Below are 18,386 nucleotides of genomic sequence, written 5' to 3'. Positions count from 1 at the left end.
ATGGGGTAAGACTGGCGTCGTGAAGACCGATCGTCAGGTGGAAGCGCTCCTGAGGGAGCTGGCCCCGCAGGTCATCGGGTTGCTGGTGCGCAAGCACGGGCAGTTCGACGCCTGCGAGGACGCCGTCCAGGAAGCCCTGCTCTCGGCCGCGCAGCAATGGCCGGAGCAGGGCATCCCGGCCAGCCCGAAATCCTGGCTCGCGACGGTCGCGTCACGGCGGCTGGTCGACGAGTGGCGCAGCGAAAGCGCACGGCGGCGGCGCGAGGAGAACGACGCGCTGATGGACGTGGCCGGTCCGGGGGATGCGTCCGATTCGGACGACACGCTCACCGTGCTCTTCCTGTGCTGCCACCCTTCCCTGTCCGCGCCGTCGCAGCTCGCGCTCACCCTGCGCGCCGTCGGCGGCCTGACCACGGGCGAGATCGCGACCGCTTTCCTGGTCCCGGAATCGACGTTGGCCCAGCGGATCAGCCGGGCGAAACAGACCATCAAGAAGGCCGGCGCCGCATTCGTCCTGCCGCCGTCCGCGGAGCTCGGCGAACGGCTCCGCGTCGTCCTCCAGGTGCTGTACCTGATCTTCAACGAGGGCTACACGACCAGCGGCGGCCCCGACCTGCACCGCGCGGATCTGACCGCCGAAGCCATCCGGCTGACCCGGTTGCTCCGGCGGCTCATGCCGGACGAGGACGAGGTCACCGGCCTGCTCGCGCTCATGCTGCTGACCGACGCCCGCCGCGCCGCCCGCGCCGGTGAAGACGGCTCGCTCGTGCCGCTCGCCGAGCAGGACCGCACGCGCTGGAACGCGGAAACGATCGCCGAAGGGGTTTCGCTGGTGAGCGAGGCTCTGGAGGCGGGCCCCGTCGGGCCGTATCAGGTGCAGGCCGCGATCGCCGCCGTCCATTCCGAGGCGGCCACCGCGGCCGACACGGACTGGGCCCAGATCCTCGCGCTCTACGACGTCCTGGAAAAGGTCTCGCCCGGCCCTGTCGTCACGCTCAACCGCGCCGTCGCGGTCGCCGAGGTCAACGGGCCGGAAGCGGGCCTCGAACTGCTGGCCACGCTCGACGGCGACAGCCGGATGAGCCAGACGCACCGGCTCGATTCCGTCCGCGGGCATCTGCTGGAACTGGCCGGGGACACCGGCGCCGCGCGCGAGGCCTACCTCCGAGCGGCTCAGAAGACCGCGAGCGAGCCGGAGAAGCAGTACCTGACCCGGCGCGCGGAACGGCTCGGCTGAACTTCACATGCGCAGATGCGGCAGCAGGCGGTCGATCACCGCGGAGTAGTCGGACCGGGCTTCGATGGCCCGCGGTATGTCGTCGAACGTCGTCACCGAGCGCGGGCACACCCGGACGCCAGGCAGGACGAAGGTGTCGAGCAGGCGTTTGCTTTCGGCGTCGTAAGCCTTGTAGGTGTACTGGACACCGGTGACCGCGACGGAGAGCGGCGGCTTGCCCTTCCGCTCGTACCCGTCACAGGTGCCGACGCGCTCGTTGGTCGGTTTCGGGTATTCGCACACCACCACCTGGACCTTCCCCTCCTGGGAAGTGCCCATCGGCAGATGCTGGCCCGCGGTGCCGGTGAGGTCGGTCATGCCCTTGTCGTCGACCACGAAGTAGGCCAGCCGATGCGGGCCGGACGACGTGCGCGGCCCGGTCTGCCCGTCGAGGCCGGACGGGGAACGCACGCGATCCGATGCCGCGGTCTCCGGGCAGAAGGCCGCGGGCGGCTCCGCCGTGGTGGACGGAGCCGGAGGCGGCGCTTCGGGCTCGGCCACGGGGGACGGCTCTTCCCGGGAGGTCACCACGACGGCGGCGACCACGCCCGCGGCCACGACAGCCAGTAGCGTGATCAGGAGCCGCCGCCGCACGCTCAGGTCTCCTGGCGGGCCGTGGCCATGGCGCGCTCGGTCTCCCAGAAGGCGCGCATCGACACGATCAGCCCGTCCTCACGCACCCGGTAGACGAACACGCCGTCGGTGTCGACGCGGTAGCCGCCGGGCAGGTACGTCGTGATCGTGCCGACGTTCGCGACCTCGTCCCCGGCCGCGTGGGAATCACGGATGGTGAACCGGAAGCGCTCGACGTTCGCGATCGTCTTGTCCCAGAAGGCACTGATGCCGTCGTGCCCGTGGTGTCCCTTGCCTTCTTCGTCGAACATCGACTTGCCGATCGGGTCTTCGACGACGGCGTCCCCGGCGAAGAGCGCGAGCCAGGCGGCCTTGTCCCCCGCGGTGACCGCGGTCATCGAGCGGAACGCGGCCTGCCGCGCGGGCGGCTGCTCGGTGGCCGGATCCCAGCAGACGTCGACACCCATGGTTTCAGTCTCCCATCTTCGCGATGATCTCGTCGCCGAACTTCTTGATGGAATCGAGTTTCGGGCCGACTTCGGCGTCGAAACCGAGGCCGTCGAACACCCACGGCATGGTGATGATGTCGGTGACGCCGATGTCGCCCTGTTCGCGGTAGCCGTCGAGACCGAACTTGTCGATGCAGACGGCCTGGTACTCGAAGGGATCGTCGGCGCGGCCCTGTTCGGCCAGCAGCCCGCGCAGCTTGGCGATGGTGTCGGCCAGGTCGTCGAACTTCATCATCGCCGAAGACCAGCCGTCGGCGACGCGCGCGGCCCGGCGCAGCGCGACGTCGGTGTGGCCGCCGATGTAGAACGGCACCCGCGAAGGCGGTGTCGGGCTCATGCGGAGCTTGTCGAAGTCGAAGAACTCGCCGTGGAACTCGACCATCCCGCCGTCGAGGATCAGGCGCAGCACCTCGATCGCCTCGTCGACGCGTTTGCCGCGCTTCTCGTACGGCGCGCCGCACCAGCGGAACTCCTCCGGCGACCAGCCGACACCGAGCCCGAGCCCGAAGCGGCCGCCGGTCAGCGCCGCGACCGAGTTGACCTGGCGGGCGAGCAGGACCGGGTTCCGGGAGCCGAGTTTGAGCACGGAGGTGTAGAAGGTGAGCCGTTCGGTGACCGCGCCCATCGAGGCGGCCGCGACCAGCGGATCGGCCCAGGGCGTCTCCTCGGTCCAGAAGCGGCTGCCGTCGGGCGTGTACGGATAGTCGGCCGAGACCGTTTCGGAATAGAACAGGGAATCCGGGAGCGCGATCGAGGAGAAACCCGCCTCTTCGGCGGCCCGGGCGAGCTCGCCCAGCTGATCGAGCGGATTCATCGCGATCGACAGGGTGAACTTCATGGAGCCGAACTATAACGTGTTCTAGTTTCACCCGCCAGTGTCCACGGGGAACCCCCGGCGGGTTCCCGGCGTTGATCCGGTCAAAGGCCGAACGATTCCTGGAGTTGAACCCATGGGCACCGCGATCTTCCTGATCGTGCTCCTCGTCGTCGTGGTCGGCGGCGGCATCTACTTCGCGAAATCCCAGGCGGCGGCCAAGAAGCGCCAACTGGACGACGCGAAGGCGGACGCACGGCGCCTCGTCGAACGACTGGGCGGTCAGGTCATGAACCTCACCGGCACGGACACCGCCTCCCAGCAGGCGATGGCGGACGCCTCCGAACGCTTCACCGCCGCGGGCTCCCAGATGGAGCAGGCGCAGACCGTCGAGCAGGCCCGGCTGGTGCGCGAAACCGCCATCGAGGGGCTCTACTACGTCCGCGCGGCGCGGCTCGCGATGGGCATGGACCCCGGTCCGGAACTGCCCGGCAGCGAAGAGCGCGATCGGGCGGGCAAGGTCACCGAATACCGCTCTGTCGACGTCGAGGGCGAGCACTACGAGGCCTCGCCGGACCCGAGCCAGCGCACGCCGCACTACTACCCCGGTGGCCGCGTGGCGGGCCGTCCGGTGCCGCAGGGCTGGTACAGCGAGCCGTGGTGGAAGCCCGCGCTCGTCGCCGGCGCCTGGGGTCTCGGTTCGATGCTGCTGTTCAGCGCGATGTTCTCCGGGATGGCGGGGATCGCGAGCGCGTCGGCCTGGGAGTCGGGTTACGACGCGGGCCAGGAGGACGCCGGTGCCGGTGATGCCGGCGGCGACGCCGGAGGCGACATGGGCGGGGACGCCGGCGGGTTCGACGGCGGCGGCTTCGATGGCGGCGGCTTCGACGGCGGGGGCTTCGACTTCTAGCGCCGGTCTTCAAGAGGGCTGAAAGGGCCCTTCACCGCATGCGATGCGGTGAAGGGCCCTTTCGCTGCGTCTGATGCGGGGAAAGTCCCCTTCGGCCGCCACGAGCCGAGAGGTCTCGCCTCGCGCCGCCGCGTGATCGAACGGACGACACGCGTGATCAGACGGACGACACGCGTGACCGGAAGGACGGCACGATCGCGACCGGGTCCCGACGCGTGTCGTCCATCTGGACACACGTGTCGTCCATCCCGTCACATGTGTCGTCCGCCCAAACACACGAATCGCCACTCACGACCACCCTGGCCCCAAGTACGTGAAGGTCCCCTTCAGCCGCCGGGAGTCAGGCGGGCTGGCAGGTCGGGCACCAGAAGAGGTTCCGCGCCGCCAGATCGCTCCGCAGCACCGCCGTCCCGCACACGAGACACGGCATCCCCTCGCGGCGGTAGACGTAGACCTCGCCCCCGTGCCGGTCCTGCCGCGGCGCGCGGCCGGTGGCCTCGGGCAGATGCTCCGGCGCGACCGTGTCGATCCGGCCCACCCGGACACCGTGCCGCATGAGCGTCACGAGATCCGCCCACAGGTCGTCCCACAGCCCGCGATCGAGCGCGCGGCCCGGGACGAGCGGGGCGACACCGTGCCGGAACAGCACCTCGGCGCGATACACGTTGCCGACGCCAGCCAGCACCGACTGGTCCATCAGCAGTGCCGCGATCGACGTCTTCGACCGCGAGATCCGCTCCCACGCCTTGTCCGGCTTCGCGTCGCGGCGCAGCGGATCCGGGCCGAGCCGCGCCTTGATCGCCTCGACCTGGGGCGCGTCCAGGAGTTCGCACCGGGTCGGGCCGCGCAAGTCGGCGAAGTGTGTCGGACCGGTCAGCCGCATCCGCACCTGCCCCACCGGTTCCGGCACGGGCAGCGGCTCGTCGGAGAACGTGCCGTAGAGGCCGAGGTGGACGTGCACCGTCCCGTGTGGACCGTAGTCGTGGAACAGATGCTTCCCGTACGCCTCGGCCTTCACCAGCACCCGGCCGTCCAAACGGGACGCTTCCGCCGCGAACCGTCCCTGCGGGCTGCCCACCTCGACCGGGTGACCGGCGAAACGGCGTTTGTGCAGACGTGCCAGGCGATGGAGCGTGTGCCCCTCGGGCATGTCAGTGCTCGGGCAGCGGCGGCGGCCAGCCGGTGTTCTCGTAGTCCAGGATCTGCTGGACGCGGCGGCCGTGACGCTCGTCCGGGCTCGGCGGGGTCGCGAGGAACGCTTCGACGATCTCCGTGGCCTCTTCGGTGGTGTGCATCCGCGCGCCGACGCCGATCAGCTGGGCGTGGTTGTGCTCGCGGGTGAGCTTCGCGGTCTCGACGCTCCACGCGAGGCCGGCGCGAGCGCCCTTCACCTTGTTGGCCGCGATCTGCTCGCCGTTGCCGGAGCCGCCGACGACGATGCCGAGGCTGCCCTCGTCCGCGACGACGCGGCGGGCCGCCTCGATGCAGAACGCCGGGTAGTCGTCGGCCGCGTCGTAGACGAAGGGACCGACGTCCTCGACGTCGTGGCCCTGCTCCTTGAGGTGGGCCACGAGGTGGTTCTTCAGTTCGAAACCGGCATGGTCGGAGCCAAGGTAAACACGCACAGCGCGGAGTCTGCCATCACGTTCCGGGGCGAGCATGCTGTGGGGGTGGACATCAGACTCGAATGGGGACCCGAGGGTGTCGCCGCCCTGGGCGAGGACTGCGCCGTACTCGTCGTCGTCGACGTGCTTTCCTTCTGCACCACAACGGATCTCGTACTGGGCAACGGCGGCAGGGTGCGGCCCGTCCGCTGGCACGATCACGGCGGCGAGGAGGCCGCGAAAGCGCGGGGCGCCATCCTCGCGGGTGAAAGCGAATGGACTTTGCGACCGTCGTCTGTGACGGAAATCCCTTCCGGCACGCTCCTGGCACTGCCGTCCCCCAACGGCGCCACGCTCTGCGACGCCGCCGCCACGACCGGTGCCGAAGTCCTGGCGGGCTGCCTGCGCAACGCGACCGCCGTCGCCGGACGCGCGGCGGAACTCGCGGACGGGCGGCCGATCGGCGTCATCCCGGCGGGGGAACGCTGGGGCATCGACATCCGCAACGAAGCCAAGGCGTTCGGACCCCTCAGGCCGTGTGTCGAGGACCAGCTCGGCGCGGGGATGATCGTCGCGGCACTGGACGGCTACGGCCGCCTGTCCGCCGAAGCCCGTCTCGCGGCCATGGCGGCGAAAGCGATCGACATCGCCGAAGCACTGACAGAGTGTGCTTCAGGGCGCGAGCTCGCGGAGGCCGGGCACGCGAACGACGTGAAGCTGGCCGCGCAGCTCGACCTGAGCGGCACGGTTCCCGTGCTACGCAACGGAATTCTGGAGGATTCGTGACTTGGCTCGAACTCGCGGACGGCGTGTACGCCCGCCGTTACGAGGAGCTGGACCTGACCGTCGGTCTCGTCGTGGGCGGTGAACGCTGCCTGGTGATCGACGTTCGCGGCGACGTCGACCAGGGCGCCGAACTGGCCGCGGCGGTACGGGAGATCACGCCGCTGCCGTGGTCGGTCGTCTACACCCACGCGCATTTCGATCACGCCTTCGGCACGACCGCGTTCCTGCCGTGCGACGTCTGGGCGCACGAAGGGTGCCTGACCGAGCTGACCACCTACGGCGACGGCGCGCGGCGCAAGTGGATCCAGTACTACCTCGGCGAAAACCGCCCGGAGATGGCGGAGGCGCTGGAGCGCACCGAAATCACCCTGCCGGACAAGCCGGTCACCGAAACCGCCGAGATCGACCTCGGTGGCCGCACGGTCGTGCTGCGGTTCCTCGGCCGGGCCCACACGGATCACGACCTGTTCGTGCACGTGCCCGACGCCGGCGTGATCTACGCGGGTGACGCCGTCGAGAACGCCGAAGCAGGCTTCAGCGCGTTCTCCTTCAACGATGGCAGCTTCCTCGCCGAGTGGCCCGGCGTGATGGACGCGATCCTCGCGCTGGAGCCGAAGATCATCGTCGCCGGGCACGGGGACCCCGTCGGCACCGCCTTCATCGAGAAGCACCGCGACGGGCTGCGCGAACTCGTCGCGCTCAAGGCCGGGATCGCGGCGGGGGACCTCACGGCGGACGAAGCCGTCGCGAGGTCTCCCTACCCCGGCGATGTCACCAAGGCCGCCCTGGAAACGCCTTAGTCGAAGTTCAGCTCGCCGGTCCGGGTGCGCTTCAGCTCGAAGAAGTCCGGGTAGCTCGCCAGCGCGCGGGCGCCGTCGAACACCTTGACGGCGTCCTCGCCGCGCGGGATCGAGCTGAGCACCGGGCCGAAGAAGGCGACGCCGTCGATGTGGATGGTCGGGGTGCCGACGTCCATTCCGACCGGATTCATACCTTCGTAGTGACTCTTTTTGAGCGCTTCGTCGTACTCGGTCGACTCGGCGGCCTCGGCCAGCTCGGCCGGGGCACCGATGGCTTCCAGGGTCTCCTTGATGACCTTCGGGATGTCCTTGTCGCCCTGGTTGTGGTGGCGCGTGCCGAACTCCGTGTAGAAGTCGCGCAGGGCCTCCTCGCCGTTCTTCTGCGCCAGCGCGGTGGCGACCCGGACCGGGCCCCAGCCGCGGCCCAGCAGCTCCTTGTACTGCTCAGGCAGGTCCTCGCGGCCACTGTTGAGCTCGGACAGGCTCATGATCCGGAACCTCAGGTCGAGATCGCGGTGCTTCTCCACTTCCAGGATCCAGCGCGAGCTGATCCAGGCGAAGGGGCAGATCGGGTCGAAGTAGAAGTCGACCTTGGTCTTCTCGGACGGGGCGGTCATCAGGTTCTCCCAGTGCCATCGTCTTGGGGTGGTCCGGTACACACACAGTGCTACACAGCGGCCAACATCGCCGCCGTCGGCGTTGTTCCCGTCGTCAGCACGGGCCCCGACATGATTGGATGCCTGTAGTTGGAAACCAAAACCGATACCGATGACCAGAGGTGCCAGTGCCCGCCCCCAACCTGACCCGAGACCAAGCCAAGCTGCGCGCGGAGCTGCTCGACGTCGAGTCCTACGACATCGAGCTGGATCTGACCGACGGCCGCGGCGGTCCCGGTGAGAAGACCTTCACGTCGAAGACGACGATCAAGTTCGCCAGCGCCAGAAGCGGCGAAGCGTCGTGGGTCGACATCGTCGCCGAGGGGATCGAGTCGGCCGTCCTCAACGGGACGGAACTCGACGTCAGCGGGTACGTCGAGGACAAGGGCGTCGAGCTGCCCGGGCTCGCCGAGTCGAACGAGCTCGTCGTGGACGCGGTCTGCCGGTACATGAACACCGGCGAGGGCCTGCACCGGTTCGTCGACCCGGTCGACGACGGTGTCTACCTCTACACGCAGTTCGAGACCGCGGACGCGAAGCGGATGTTCGCCTGCTTCGACCAGCCCGACCTCAAGTCGGTCTACCGCCTCACCGTGATCGCGCCGAAGGACTGGAAGGTCATTTCGAACGCGCTGATCGACTCGGCCGAGGAGACCCCGGAAGGGGCCGTCCGCACCGTCTTCAAGGTGTCCGAGCGGATCTCGACCTACCTGGTCGCCCTGATCGCCGGCCCGTACAGCGAGTGGCGCGACGAATTCACCGACGAGCACCGCACGATCCCGCTGGGCATCTACTGCCGCGCCTCGCTCGCCGAGCATATGGACGCGGACAAGCTGTTCACCGAGACCAAGCAGGGTTTCGCCTTCTACCACGAGAAGTTCGCGACCCCGTACCCGTTCTCCAAGTACGACCAGCTGTTCGTGCCGGAGTTCAACGCGGGCGCGATGGAGAACGCCGGCGCGGTCACGTTCCTGGAGGACTACGTCTTCCGCAGCCGCGTCACCCGCTACGCCTACGAGCGCCGCGCCGAGACGCTGCTGCACGAGATGGCGCACATGTGGTTCGGCGACCTGGTCACCATGCGCTGGTGGGACGACCTGTGGCTGAACGAGTCGTTCGCGACCTTCGCGAGCGTGCTGGCCCAGGCCGAGGCCACCGAGTACAAGAACGCGTGGACCAGCTTCGCGAACATCGAGAAGTCGTGGGCGTACCGGCAGGACCAGCTGCCCTCGACGCACCCGATCGCCGCGGACATCGTCGACCTGCACGCGGTCGAGGTGAACTTCGACGGCATCACCTACGCCAAGGGCGCGAGCGTGCTCAAGCAGCTCGTCGCCTACGTCGGGCTCGACCACTTCCTCGAAGGCCTCAAGGTCTACTTCGGCAAGCACGCCTGGGGCAACGCGACCCTGGCGGACCTGCTGGGCGCGCTGGAAGAGGCCTCGGGCCGCGACCTGTCGTGGTGGAGCGCGCAGTGGCTGGAGACCACCGGTCTCAACTCGCTGAGCCCGCGCTACGAGGTCGGCGCCGACGGCACGTACACCTCGTTCGCCGTCACCCAGACCGGTGCCAAGCCGGGCGCCGGTGAGCTGCGGACGCACCGTGTCGCGGTCGGTGTCTACGACGAGGACGAGAACGGCAAGATCGTCCGCAAGCACCGCGTCGAGCTCGACGTGGACGGCGAGCGCACCGAGGTGCCGGGGCTGGTCGGGCTCCCGGCCGGCAAGCTCGTGCTGGTCAACGACGACGACCTGACCTACTGCACGATGCGGCTCGACCCGGCGTCGCTGACCACGCTGATCGACCGCATCGCCGACATCACCGAACCGCTGCCCCGCACGCTGTGCTGGTCGGCGGCGTGGGAGATGACGCGCGAGGCCGAGCTCAAGGCCCGCGACTTCGTCACCCTGGTGCAGCGCGGCGTGCACACCGAGACCGAGGTCGGCGTGGTGCAGCGGCTGCTGCTGCAGGCGCAGACGGCGCTGAACTCGTACGCGAAGCCGGAGTGGGCGGCGGAGAAGGGCTGGCCGGAGTTCTCCGCGCGGCTGCTGGAGCTGGCGCAGGGCGCCGAGGCCGGTTCGGACCACCAGCTCGCGTTCGTGAACTCGCTCGCCGGTTGCGTGCTCGACGACAAGACGCTGGCGATCATCGCGGGCTGGCTCGACGGCACGGCGCCACTGGAGGGCCTGACCGTCGACACCGACCTGCGCTGGCGGCTGCTCCACGCGCTGGTCGCGCACGGCAAGGCGGAGAACCCGGAGATCGACGCGGAACTCGGCAAGGACGACACCGCCGCCGGACGGCGCCAGGCGGAGCGCTCGCGGGCACTGCGGCCGACCGCCGAGGCGAAGGCCGACGCGTGGCAGCGGGCGGTGTACGACGACGAGCTGCCCAACGCGGTCAGCGACTCGCTCATCACCGGCTTCTCCCACCCGGGCCAGAAGCACCTGCTGGGCGACTACGTGACGCGCTACTTCGAGGTCATCGACGAGGTGTGGCAGCGGCGCTCCAGCGAGCGGGCGCAGCCGACCGTGGTCGGGCTGTACCCGTCGTGGGCCGTCGAGCCCGCGACCGTCACGGCGTCGGACGAGTGGCTGGCCGGGGAGCACCCGGCGGCGCTGCGCCGTCTCGTGTCGGAAGGCCGGGCCGGGATCGTGCGGGCGCTGGCCGCCCGTGAGTTCGACTCGCAGGCCGGCAACTGACGAGAGCTGAAAGGGCCCTTCACCGCATGTGATGCGGTGAAGGGCCCTTTCGCTGCGTCTTATGCGGGGAAAGTCCCCTTCAGCTCCGTCAGTGCTGCGGAGCGCCGGCCTGGTCGCTCAGCATGCGGAGGGCGTTCACGAGGCCACCGACGAGGTCGCCTTCCTTGAACGAGGCCACCATGCTGGCCACGGCGAGCTTCGCGCCGCGGTCGGGCAGGCGGTGCCGGGCCTGCGTGCCCGTCACGACCTCGATCGCCCGCTGGCCGGGTGACACGGCGACGACGACACCGTCGGCCGGGTTGTCCGTCGAGGTCAGCAGGCCTTCGGCGGTGGCGCGGGTATCCTCGCCGAGGTCGCCCAGGTACACACTGAAGTCCAGGCCGGTCTCGCGGCTGGCGAGCGTCAGCGCCTCGTCCAGCCGGGCGAGCTGCTGGGTGGTGAATGGGCTGATCGGACCAGCCGGTTCGTACATCTTGGCGGCGGAAATCCGGCCGCTCGAGGTAACGGCGGCGCCGTAACCGGGCTCTTCGTCAACAGCGGTGGACGAATGGGTCAGTTCACCAGTTGCCACGAGCGCCTCCCGTCACCGAAGCTCCGTCCGCCGCGACGACGGCGGTCGCGCCGCCTTCGGTCGCGTGCGAATGCCTTGCGCCGACCCCGTCGGGGTTGGCGCTCCACCACATGGCCGGGTACTCCCACGGCTGCCCCGGCCGGTACCGGGCGACGCCCGCGCCCTTCGACCGCAGCGTGGCCACCCCGCACAGCGCGTAGATGGCCAAGGGGATCACCGCGAAGACCAGGATCGTCTCGACAAGGTTCACGCGCGTGAGCGTATCCGATGGCGTGTGACCGCACCCGCTCGCACGGCACCTACCGCTCGTCGTCCGGAGGGGGCCGTCCGCCGCTTGCCGCGAAAGCGCTCCCACGTTGGGGCGAAGCCCTCAAGGCCGAAAGGTTGCAACTCAACGTACGGGCGGCCGCACCCGGCGCTGTCGTCTTGTCGCGGCCTTGAAATCCTCGTAGCTTTTTCACCTGTACGGGCCTTGCGCCCAGCTCCCCCACCCCAGCAGGTAACGCACCGGTCGCAGGAGGATATGTCATGCAGAGCACCCAGACACCCGGCCAGGCGATCATCGACGACATTTCGTCACTCTTCGAAATTGGATTCGTCCCCGGTACGCGTGTGACGGCGGGCACACGGGTTACGCGCGGTACTCGGGTCACTCGCGGTACGCGGGTCACCGCCGGCACCCGCGTCACCCGCGGAACGCGCGTCACCCGCGGCACCCGCGGCACCCGAGTCACCGCCGGCACCCGCGTCACCCGTGGCACGCGAGTCACCCGCGGCACCCGCGTGACGGCAGGCACCCGCGTCACCTGCGGCACGCGCGTCACCCGCGGAACCCGGGTCACCCGTGGCACCCGCGTCACCTGCCAGAGCGACTTCTCCCTCGCCGCCTGAGCCCGGGCACGACCGGTTCGTAGGGGACGGCGTACTCGTAACGAGCTTCACCACGGCGTCATCGGCCCGCCCCGGCCGCCGCGAGGCAGCCGGGGCGCCGACGTGTTCACGATCGGATCAGGCCGCGGTTCCCAGATACGGCCGCCACAACGGGTCGGCCTCCTTCGAATGCGCGAGCAGCCGCCAGTGCGGCCCGTGCGGGGCCCTCGGCACGACGCGCAGGCGCCAGCCGATCTCGGAAAGCAGTTTGTCCGCCTTCCGGTGGTTGCACTTCGCGCAGCAGGCCACGCAGTTCGTCCAGCTGTGGGGGCCTCCGCGACTGCGCGGGACGACGTGGTCGATCGTCTCGGCCCGCCCTCCGCAGTAGGCGCAGCGGTACCGGTCGCGGTGCATCAGCCCGGCCCGGGTCAGCGGCACCTGCGCGCGGTAGGGCACGCGCACGTAGGTGCTCAGCCGGATCACCGAAGGCACGGGCAGCGAGACCGTGGCGGCGTGCAGTTCGAGCCCTGCCGGGTCTCCGTGCACCACCTCGGCCTTGCCGCACATCACGAGGACCACCGCGCGCCGCAACGGCAGCGCCGTGAGCGGTTCGAACGTGGCGTTCAACAGCAATACCCGTCTGCGGCCCCAGGACGACGCCGTCGTCGTAGTGGGTACCGCCGAAGTCGACGGGTCCCGCCCTCTACGCTGTCCGGGCGGGCGGGCAACACCCCCTGGCCGCGTTCCCGGCCCGCCCGGTGGAGCCCCGTGCGAGGGGGCACCTCCCGGATGCGCGCGCAACACGACCTCCGGCGCCTGTCCGGCCACGGCTTGGCTCGGGACGCCGAGGGGGATGGGTTGTCGGTCTGGCACTCGACCACCTCCACCGGTGCAGGCATAGTCGACCACAGATCAGCCCCAAAGTGCACGTGTGTTACTGGACGTGTCACATGCACGCGACCCGGCGGCCACATGAAGTTGGCTGATTCGCATCCGCCGGGGACGAGCGGCGTGACCGGTCCCCGTCGAGTACGAAAGGACATTTCCTCTCCGTGAACCTGCTGCCCACCGAACCCCCGGCCTGCACGCGCGAGGCCGGCAGCCTGTGCTACCAGGTGTTCCAGGTCACAAAGAACGAATGGCTCTCCGCGTCGGCAGGCTGGCTGCTGACGAAGCCGCTCAGGATCCTGATGATCGTCGCCGTGGCGTTCCTGCTGCGGTATCTGGTGCGACGCCTGATCAACCGCGTGACGCGGATGCCGAGCGGTTCGTCGAAGCTGCCCGCCCTGTTGAGACCGCTGCGGGAGAAGGCTCCCGAAGTGCTCGGGTCGGCGGTGATGGAACGACGCCGTCAGCGCGCCGCCACCATCGGCTCGGTGCTCAAGTCGATGGCGACGTTCCTGATCTACGGCCTCGCGTTCATCCTGGTGCTCGGCGAGCTGGGCATCGACCTCGCGCCGATCATCGCTTCGGCGGGCATCGTCGGCGTGGCGCTCGGGTTCGGCGCGCAGAACCTGGTCAAGGACTTCCTGTCCGGCATGTTCATGATGATCGAGGACCAGTACGGCGTGGGTGACGTCGTCGACGTCGGCGAGGCGTCCGGCACCGTCGAGGCCGTCGGCCTCCGGATCACCACCTTGCGTGACATCAACGGCACCGTCTGGTACGTCCGCAACGGCGAGGTGCTGCGGGTCGGCAACTCGAGCCAGGGCTTCGCGGTGGCCGTCGTCGACGTCCCGCTCAGTTACTCGGCCGACGTCGAGAAGGCCACCGAGCTGATGGCCGAGAAGGCCAAGACGCTCCTGGAGAGCGAAGGGCTCGCACCGAACGTGCTGGAGCCGCCGGAGATGCTCGGCGTGGAGACCGTCACCCCCGAGGGCATCAAGCTCCGGCTGACGGTGAAGGTCCGGCCGGGCAAGCAGTGGGCCGTGCAGCGCGCGCTGCGTGCGCATCTGCTCGCCGCGCTCGACGAAGCCGGCTTCGAGCCGCCTCTGGGACGCTTTATGTCGTCCGGCCCCGCCGCGCAGTAGGACAAGGGCAGAATGGAGCTGTGTCCGTGACCGAACCTGACCCCACCACCTTGTACGAAGCGATCGGCGGTGAACCGGTCTTCACCCGGATCGTCGCTCGGTTCTACGCCGAAGTGGCGGTCGACGAGGTGCTTCGCCCGCTGTACCCGGAGGAGGACCTCGGCCCGGCCGAGGAGCGTTTCCGGCTGTTCCTCATGCAGTACTGGGGCGGCCCGCACACCTACTCCGACCAGCGCGGTCACCCGCGGCTGCGGATGCGGCACGCCCCGTTCAAGATCGGCCCGATCGAACGCGACGCCTGGCTGCGCTGCATCAAGATCGCGGTCGACGAGGAGAACATCGAGGAGCCCTACCGCTCGCAGCTGTGGGCGTATCTGGAGATGGCCGCCAACAGCATGATGAACAGTTTCGTGTGATGGAACGCGACGTGGCTTGGTGGGACCAGGCGGTCTTCTACCAGGTCTACGTGCGCTCGTTCGCCGATTCGGACGGGGACGGCGTCGGTGACCTCGAAGGCATCCGCGGCAAGCTCGGGTACCTGGAGCTGCTTGGGGTCGACGCGCTGTGGCTGACGCCGTTCTACCGCTCTCCCATGGCCGACCACGGCTACGACATCGCCGACCCGCGCGACGTCGACCCGATGTTCGGCACCCTCGGCGACTTCGACGTGCTGCTGACCGAGGCGCACAAACGCGGGATCAAGGTCACCGTCGACGTCGTCCCCAATCACACCAGCAACACCCACGCCTGGTTCAAATCGGCGATGGCGGCGCCGCCGGGCAGCCCGGAACGGGATCGCTACATCTTCCGTGACGGGCTCGGCCCGCGCGGCGACCAGCCGCCGAACAACTGGGTCAGCTCGTTCGGCGGCCCGGCGTGGACGCGGGTGCCGGACGGCCAGTGGTACCTGCACCTGTTCTCGCCGCAGCAGCCGGATCTGAACTGGGCCAACCACGAGGTCGCCGCCGATCTGGAACGGACCCTGCGGTTCTGGCTGGACCACGGTGTGGACGGCTTCCGCGTCGACGTCGCGCACGGGATGGCGAAACCGCCGGGCCTGCCGGACATGGACCCGCGGGTGAACCCGCTCGGGCCGAGCGAGTTCTACGATCCGCGCTTCGACAACGACCGCGTCCACGAGATCCACCAGATGATCCGCAAGGTGCTCGACGAGTACCCGGGCACCATGGCCGTCGGCGAGATCTGGGTGACCGACGAGGAACGCCTCGCCCGCTACCTGCGGCCGGACGAGCTGCATCTGGCGTTCAACTTCCGGCTCGTGCTCACGCATTTCGACGCGGACGCGCTGCGGACGGCCATCGAGCGGTCCTTGGCGGTGCCGAAGGCCGCCGGTGCCCCCGCCACCTGGACATTGGGCAACCACGACGTCTGGCGGCAGGTCAGCCGGTACGGCGGCGGCGAACGCGGCGTCCGGCGCGCCAGGGCGATGGCGCTCGTCGAACTCGCGCTGCCCGGCGCGGTCTATCTGTACAACGGTGAGGAACTGGGGCTCGGCAACGTCGACATCCCGCCCGACGCGGTCGCGGATCCGCGCGCCAAGATCTCCGGTGCCGAGTTCGGCCGGGACGCGTCGCGGGTGCCGCTGCCGTGGGAAGGCGACCTGCCGCCGTTCGGTTTCTCGCGCAATCCGCGCACCTGGTTGCCGATGCCGGCTTCGTGGGCTTCGGTGACCGTGGAAGCGCAGCTGGAGGATCCGGCGTCGACGCTCTCGCTGTACCGGCGGGCGATCGAGATCCGTAAGTCGCACAAGGCTTTCCGCGGTGACGACCTCGAGTGGTACGGCGCGCCCGCGGGGTGTTTCGCGTTCCGGAGGCGCGGTGGCGGGCTGGTGTGCGCGCTGAACACGTCGGCGAGCCCGATCGCGCTGCCGCCGGGTGAGGTGCTGCTGTCGAGCGTGCCGTTGGTGAACGGGAAACTACCGCCGGACGCGGCCGCCTGGCTCGTCTGAGCCAGGCGGCCGATCAGACGATCAGTTGTTGAAGCCCGGGTGCAGCTTGTACTGCGTCTGGGCGTTGAACTGGTTCTGCCGGACGAGCTTCGCCGGGAAGGTCCGCCAGTCGTTGAGGTCCAGGACGTCCAGGCCCTTCACGATGTCGGACGAGTAGATGTGGCCGTTGTACCAGTACGCCGACCACGTCCCGCCGCCGACGAGCTTCTCGTTCGAGAGCGGGCCCCGCTCCCAGAACGCGATCTCCTTCGGGTTCTTCGCGTCGGTGAAGTCCCACACCGAGACGCCGCCCTGGTACCAGGACTGGACCATGATGTCCTTGCCCGGCACCGGGATCAGCGAACCGTTGTGCGCCACGCAGTTCTCGGTCTCGGACTGGAGACGCGGGATCTTGTAGTAGCTGACGAACTCCAGTTTGCGGTCGTCGCCGCGGCCGGTGATCTGGTAGATGCCGTTGGCGCCGCGGGTGGAGCCGAACTTCTCCAGGCAGGTCGCCATCCCGCCGCCGCCGAGCTCGTCGGTGAAGACGATCTTGGTGGCGTCGTTGTTGAAGGTGGCGCTGTGCCAGAACGCGAAGTTCACGTTGTCCTGCACGCGGTGGATGACCCGCGGCTTGAGCCGGTCGGAGATGTCGAGCAGGACGCCGTCACCCATGCAGGCACCGGCCATCAGGTCCTTCTCCGGCAGCGCCGTCAGGTCGTGGCAGCCGGTGGTCGCCGAGCGACGGGTGCCGTCGGGGTTGGCGCCGCCTTCGTTGCCACCGTCCGGGAACAGCACCGGCGTCGCGACCAGCGAGGCCTTCGCCGGGTCCTTCACCGGGACCTTGATGATCGACAGCTTGTCGTGCGGCGGCTGGCAGTCGGGCAGGTTCGCCGCCGGCGCGTACGACGAGACGTAGATGTAGACGTCCTTGCCGCGTTTGTCCGGCACCAGGGTGTTGGTGTGCGAACCGCAGTCGGTCTCGACCGCCGCGACGTACTTCGGCGCCGCGAGGTTCGAGATGTCGAAGATCTTGATGCCTTCCCACGCCGTCTTGTCCGACGCGGGCTTCGAGACGCTGTTGCACGAGTTGTCGCTGCGCGACGAGTCGGTCGACAGGAAGAGCAGGTCGCCGGAGATCGACACGTCGTTCTGCCCGCCGGGGCACAGGACCTGGCTGACGATCTTCGGGCGGTACGGGTTGCGGACGTCGAAGACGTTGAACCCGTCGTAGGTACCGATGATCGCGTGACCCTTGGTGAACGCGATGTCGGTGCCGGTCGAGTCCTTGGTGAACGGTCCCTGCTGCGGGACGTTCGCGATCGACCGGAGATTCGGGCTGTGGACGATCTCGTCCACACCCGGGATCGCGGTCGCCGACGGTTCGGCGACGACGGCAGGCGCGGCGAGCGCGCTGGAGGCCCCGAGGGCGGCGACCGCGGCCGCCGACACGAAGACCCTGGTCAAGCGACGTTTCAGCCCAGGCTGCAGCACGATATGGCTCTCCTTCCACCCAGCTTTACGCGCACCTTATTCCTTATTTAGGCTCAGCAGATACCGACCAACGGAGGAACTCCCGGGATGAGAAAAAGTTTGACATCGGCACTGGTCGCCGCTGCTTTCGTAGTCTCGGGCTGCACCGGTGACGAAACTCCGGCGCAACCGGCCCAAAGCGCTCCGGTGATCGTGCCGGGGAAGCCCGGAGAGCAGGCGGGCACCGGCGCCCCCGGGCCGGTGAACCGCGATCAGCCCAACGAGGCCGACGTCGAGTACATGACGATGATGATCCCCCATCACCAGCAGGCGAAGGTGATGACCGACCTGGTGCCGGGCAAGACGGCCAACGAGCAGATCCGGGCGATCGCCGGGCGGATCTCGGTCGCGCAGGACGGCGAGATCACCATGATGAAGACCTGGCTGGCCGACCGCGGCAAGCCGGTGCCGGGCGAAGGGCACGCTGGGCACGGGGGCGGACACGATCACGCGCTCATGCCGGGTATGGCGACCGAGGCTCAGCTGGCGGATCTGCGCGCGGCGAACGGCGCGGCGTTCGAAAAGCTGTTCCTCGATCTGATGATCGCGCACCACCAGGGCGCGCTGACCATGGCCGAAGCCCAGCTCGGCAAGGGGGTGGAGATCAAGGCGCAGGAGATGGCGCAGGAGGTCATCACCGGCCAGTCCGCCGAGATCGAGCGCATGAAGACGATGCGCTCGAAGCTCTGATCCCCTCGCGTTTCGTCCTCTGAATGCGGTAGTTTGGGGGTGGAACAAACGCACTCAGGGGGGGGCACGCCGGGGTGCGGGGGGGCCCCGGGCCCCGTGGGAGGCGGGGTCGGC

Annotated in this window: 20 protein-coding genes; 10 read left to right on the top strand and 10 right to left on the bottom strand. The window is 69.0% G+C overall.

All coding sequences use genetic code 11. The features are described 5' to 3' along the window. The first annotated feature begins 19 nt into the window (after positions 1 to 19). Entirely contained in the window at positions 20 to 1,237 is a 1,218-nt protein-coding gene (locus ACFWIW_RS36085) for an RNA polymerase sigma factor (protein WP_378372575.1), read from the top strand. A 3-nt stretch (positions 1,238 to 1,240) separates the two neighbouring features. Here ACFWIW_RS36085 and ACFWIW_RS36080 read toward each other — a convergent pair whose 3' ends face one another. From ACFWIW_RS36080 to ACFWIW_RS36070, 3 genes are read right to left on the bottom strand one after another with little or no spacing between them, the layout of a single operon-like run. Then, positions 1,241 to 1,870 (bottom strand): hypothetical protein, encoded by a 630-nt coding sequence (locus ACFWIW_RS36080; protein WP_378372574.1) that lies wholly within the window; start codon positions 1,868 to 1,870, stop codon positions 1,241 to 1,243. A 2-nt stretch (positions 1,871 to 1,872) separates the two neighbouring features. Beyond that, positions 1,873 to 2,316 carry a nuclear transport factor 2 family protein gene (locus ACFWIW_RS36075; RefSeq protein ID WP_240594635.1) on the bottom strand — a complete coding sequence of 148 codons (444 nt, stop codon included), beginning with the start codon at positions 2,314 to 2,316 and terminating at the stop codon, positions 1,873 to 1,875. A gap of 4 nt (positions 2,317 to 2,320) precedes the next feature. Next, on the bottom strand, positions 2,321 to 3,196 hold the full coding sequence (locus tag ACFWIW_RS36070) for a TIGR03619 family F420-dependent LLM class oxidoreductase (RefSeq protein WP_378372573.1): 876 nt from the start codon (positions 3,194 to 3,196) through the stop codon (positions 2,321 to 2,323). 112 nt (positions 3,197 to 3,308) lie between these two features. On the opposite strand from ACFWIW_RS36070, the gene ACFWIW_RS36065 reads away from it, so the two are divergent. Further along, positions 3,309 to 4,082, top strand: coding sequence for a hypothetical protein (locus ACFWIW_RS36065; protein ID WP_126729820.1), 774 nt, complete (start codon positions 3,309 to 3,311; stop codon positions 4,080 to 4,082). 340 nt (positions 4,083 to 4,422) lie between these two features. Here ACFWIW_RS36065 and ACFWIW_RS36060 read toward each other — a convergent pair whose 3' ends face one another. Both ACFWIW_RS36060 and ACFWIW_RS36055 read right to left on the bottom strand, forming a co-directional pair. Further along, a complete protein-coding gene (locus tag ACFWIW_RS36060) occupies positions 4,423 to 5,232 on the bottom strand; it encodes an Fpg/Nei family DNA glycosylase (RefSeq protein WP_378372572.1) in 810 nt (269 codons plus the stop codon). Between the two features lies 1 nt (position 5,233). Then, positions 5,234 to 5,707 carry a ribose-5-phosphate isomerase gene (locus tag ACFWIW_RS36055; protein WP_007034718.1) on the bottom strand — a complete coding sequence of 158 codons (474 nt, stop codon included), beginning with the start codon at positions 5,705 to 5,707 and terminating at the stop codon, positions 5,234 to 5,236. Between the two features lie 45 nt (positions 5,708 to 5,752). On the opposite strand from ACFWIW_RS36055, the gene ACFWIW_RS36050 reads away from it, so the two are divergent. Next, positions 5,753 to 6,472: a 2-phosphosulfolactate phosphatase gene (locus ACFWIW_RS36050; protein WP_378372571.1), complete on the top strand. Its 720-nt coding sequence runs from the start codon at positions 5,753 to 5,755 to the stop codon at positions 6,470 to 6,472. Then, the gene (locus ACFWIW_RS36045) at positions 6,469 to 7,272 is read left to right on the top strand and encodes an MBL fold metallo-hydrolase (RefSeq protein WP_378372570.1); all 804 of its coding nucleotides are present in this window, start codon (positions 6,469 to 6,471) and stop codon (positions 7,270 to 7,272) included. The genes ACFWIW_RS36050 and ACFWIW_RS36045 overlap by 4 nt, the downstream gene beginning before the upstream one ends. Here ACFWIW_RS36045 and ACFWIW_RS36040 read toward each other — a convergent pair. Then, on the bottom strand, positions 7,269 to 7,889 hold the full coding sequence (locus tag ACFWIW_RS36040) for a disulfide bond formation protein DsbA (RefSeq protein ID WP_378372569.1): 621 nt from the start codon (positions 7,887 to 7,889) through the stop codon (positions 7,269 to 7,271). The genes ACFWIW_RS36045 and ACFWIW_RS36040 overlap by 4 nt on opposite strands. Before the next feature lie 167 nt (positions 7,890 to 8,056). Here ACFWIW_RS36040 and pepN point away from each other — a divergent pair, with 167 nt between their 5' ends. Then, positions 8,057 to 10,630 carry an aminopeptidase N gene (gene pepN, locus ACFWIW_RS36035; protein WP_378372568.1) on the top strand — a complete coding sequence of 858 codons (2,574 nt, stop codon included), beginning with the start codon at positions 8,057 to 8,059 and terminating at the stop codon, positions 10,628 to 10,630. A gap of 88 nt (positions 10,631 to 10,718) precedes the next feature. On the opposite strand, the gene ACFWIW_RS36030 is transcribed toward pepN, so the two are convergent. Then, positions 10,719 to 11,201, bottom strand: a complete 483-nt coding sequence (locus ACFWIW_RS36030; protein ID WP_378372567.1) for a DUF5130 family protein — start codon at positions 11,199 to 11,201, stop codon at positions 10,719 to 10,721. After that, entirely contained in the window at positions 11,188 to 11,451 is a 264-nt protein-coding gene (locus ACFWIW_RS36025; RefSeq protein WP_378372566.1) for a hypothetical protein, read from the bottom strand. Before ACFWIW_RS36025 ends, ACFWIW_RS36030 begins: the two co-directional genes overlap by 14 nt. A gap of 278 nt (positions 11,452 to 11,729) precedes the next feature. On the opposite strand from ACFWIW_RS36025, the gene ACFWIW_RS36020 reads away from it, so the two are divergent. Next, entirely contained in the window at positions 11,730 to 12,092 is a 363-nt protein-coding gene (locus ACFWIW_RS36020) for a hypothetical protein (RefSeq protein WP_378372565.1), read from the top strand. Positions 12,093 to 12,209: 117 nt separating this feature from the next. Here ACFWIW_RS36020 and ACFWIW_RS36015 read toward each other — a convergent pair whose 3' ends face one another. Further along, a complete protein-coding gene (locus ACFWIW_RS36015) occupies positions 12,210 to 12,704 on the bottom strand; it encodes an HNH endonuclease (RefSeq protein WP_007034711.1) in 495 nt (164 codons plus the stop codon). A 419-nt stretch (positions 12,705 to 13,123) separates the two neighbouring features. Between ACFWIW_RS36015 and ACFWIW_RS36010 the strand changes: the two genes are divergently transcribed. From ACFWIW_RS36010 to ACFWIW_RS36000, 3 genes are read left to right on the top strand one after another with little or no spacing between them, the layout of a single operon-like run. Beyond that, complete coding sequence (locus ACFWIW_RS36010; RefSeq protein WP_378372564.1) at positions 13,124 to 14,101, top strand: mechanosensitive ion channel family protein; 978 nt, start codon at positions 13,124 to 13,126, stop codon at positions 14,099 to 14,101. Between the two features lie 20 nt (positions 14,102 to 14,121). Continuing rightward, the gene (locus ACFWIW_RS36005; protein WP_125676391.1) at positions 14,122 to 14,517 is read left to right on the top strand and encodes a globin; all 396 of its coding nucleotides are present in this window, start codon (positions 14,122 to 14,124) and stop codon (positions 14,515 to 14,517) included. After that, positions 14,517 to 16,070, top strand: a complete 1,554-nt coding sequence (locus ACFWIW_RS36000; protein WP_378372563.1) for a glycoside hydrolase family 13 protein — start codon at positions 14,517 to 14,519, stop codon at positions 16,068 to 16,070. The genes ACFWIW_RS36005 and ACFWIW_RS36000 overlap by 1 nt, the downstream gene beginning before the upstream one ends. Positions 16,071 to 16,091: 21 nt before the next feature. Here ACFWIW_RS36000 and ACFWIW_RS35995 read toward each other — a convergent pair whose 3' ends face one another. Beyond that, positions 16,092 to 17,543: an LVIVD repeat-containing protein gene (locus tag ACFWIW_RS35995; protein WP_378372562.1), complete on the bottom strand. Its 1,452-nt coding sequence runs from the start codon at positions 17,541 to 17,543 to the stop codon at positions 16,092 to 16,094. 87 nt (positions 17,544 to 17,630) lie between these two features. Between ACFWIW_RS35995 and ACFWIW_RS35990 the strand changes: the two genes are divergently transcribed. Next, positions 17,631 to 18,272 (top strand): DUF305 domain-containing protein, encoded by a 642-nt coding sequence (locus ACFWIW_RS35990; RefSeq protein WP_378372561.1) that lies wholly within the window; start codon positions 17,631 to 17,633, stop codon positions 18,270 to 18,272. Positions 18,273 to 18,386 lie beyond the last annotated feature (114 nt).

It is taken from the genome of Amycolatopsis sp. NPDC058340 (assembly GCF_042723975.1).
Taxonomy (GTDB): Bacteria; Actinomycetota; Actinomycetes; order Mycobacteriales; family Pseudonocardiaceae; genus Amycolatopsis.
Note: the sequence above shows the minus strand (reverse complement) of the source record. Positions and strands in the feature narration are given on the sequence as shown.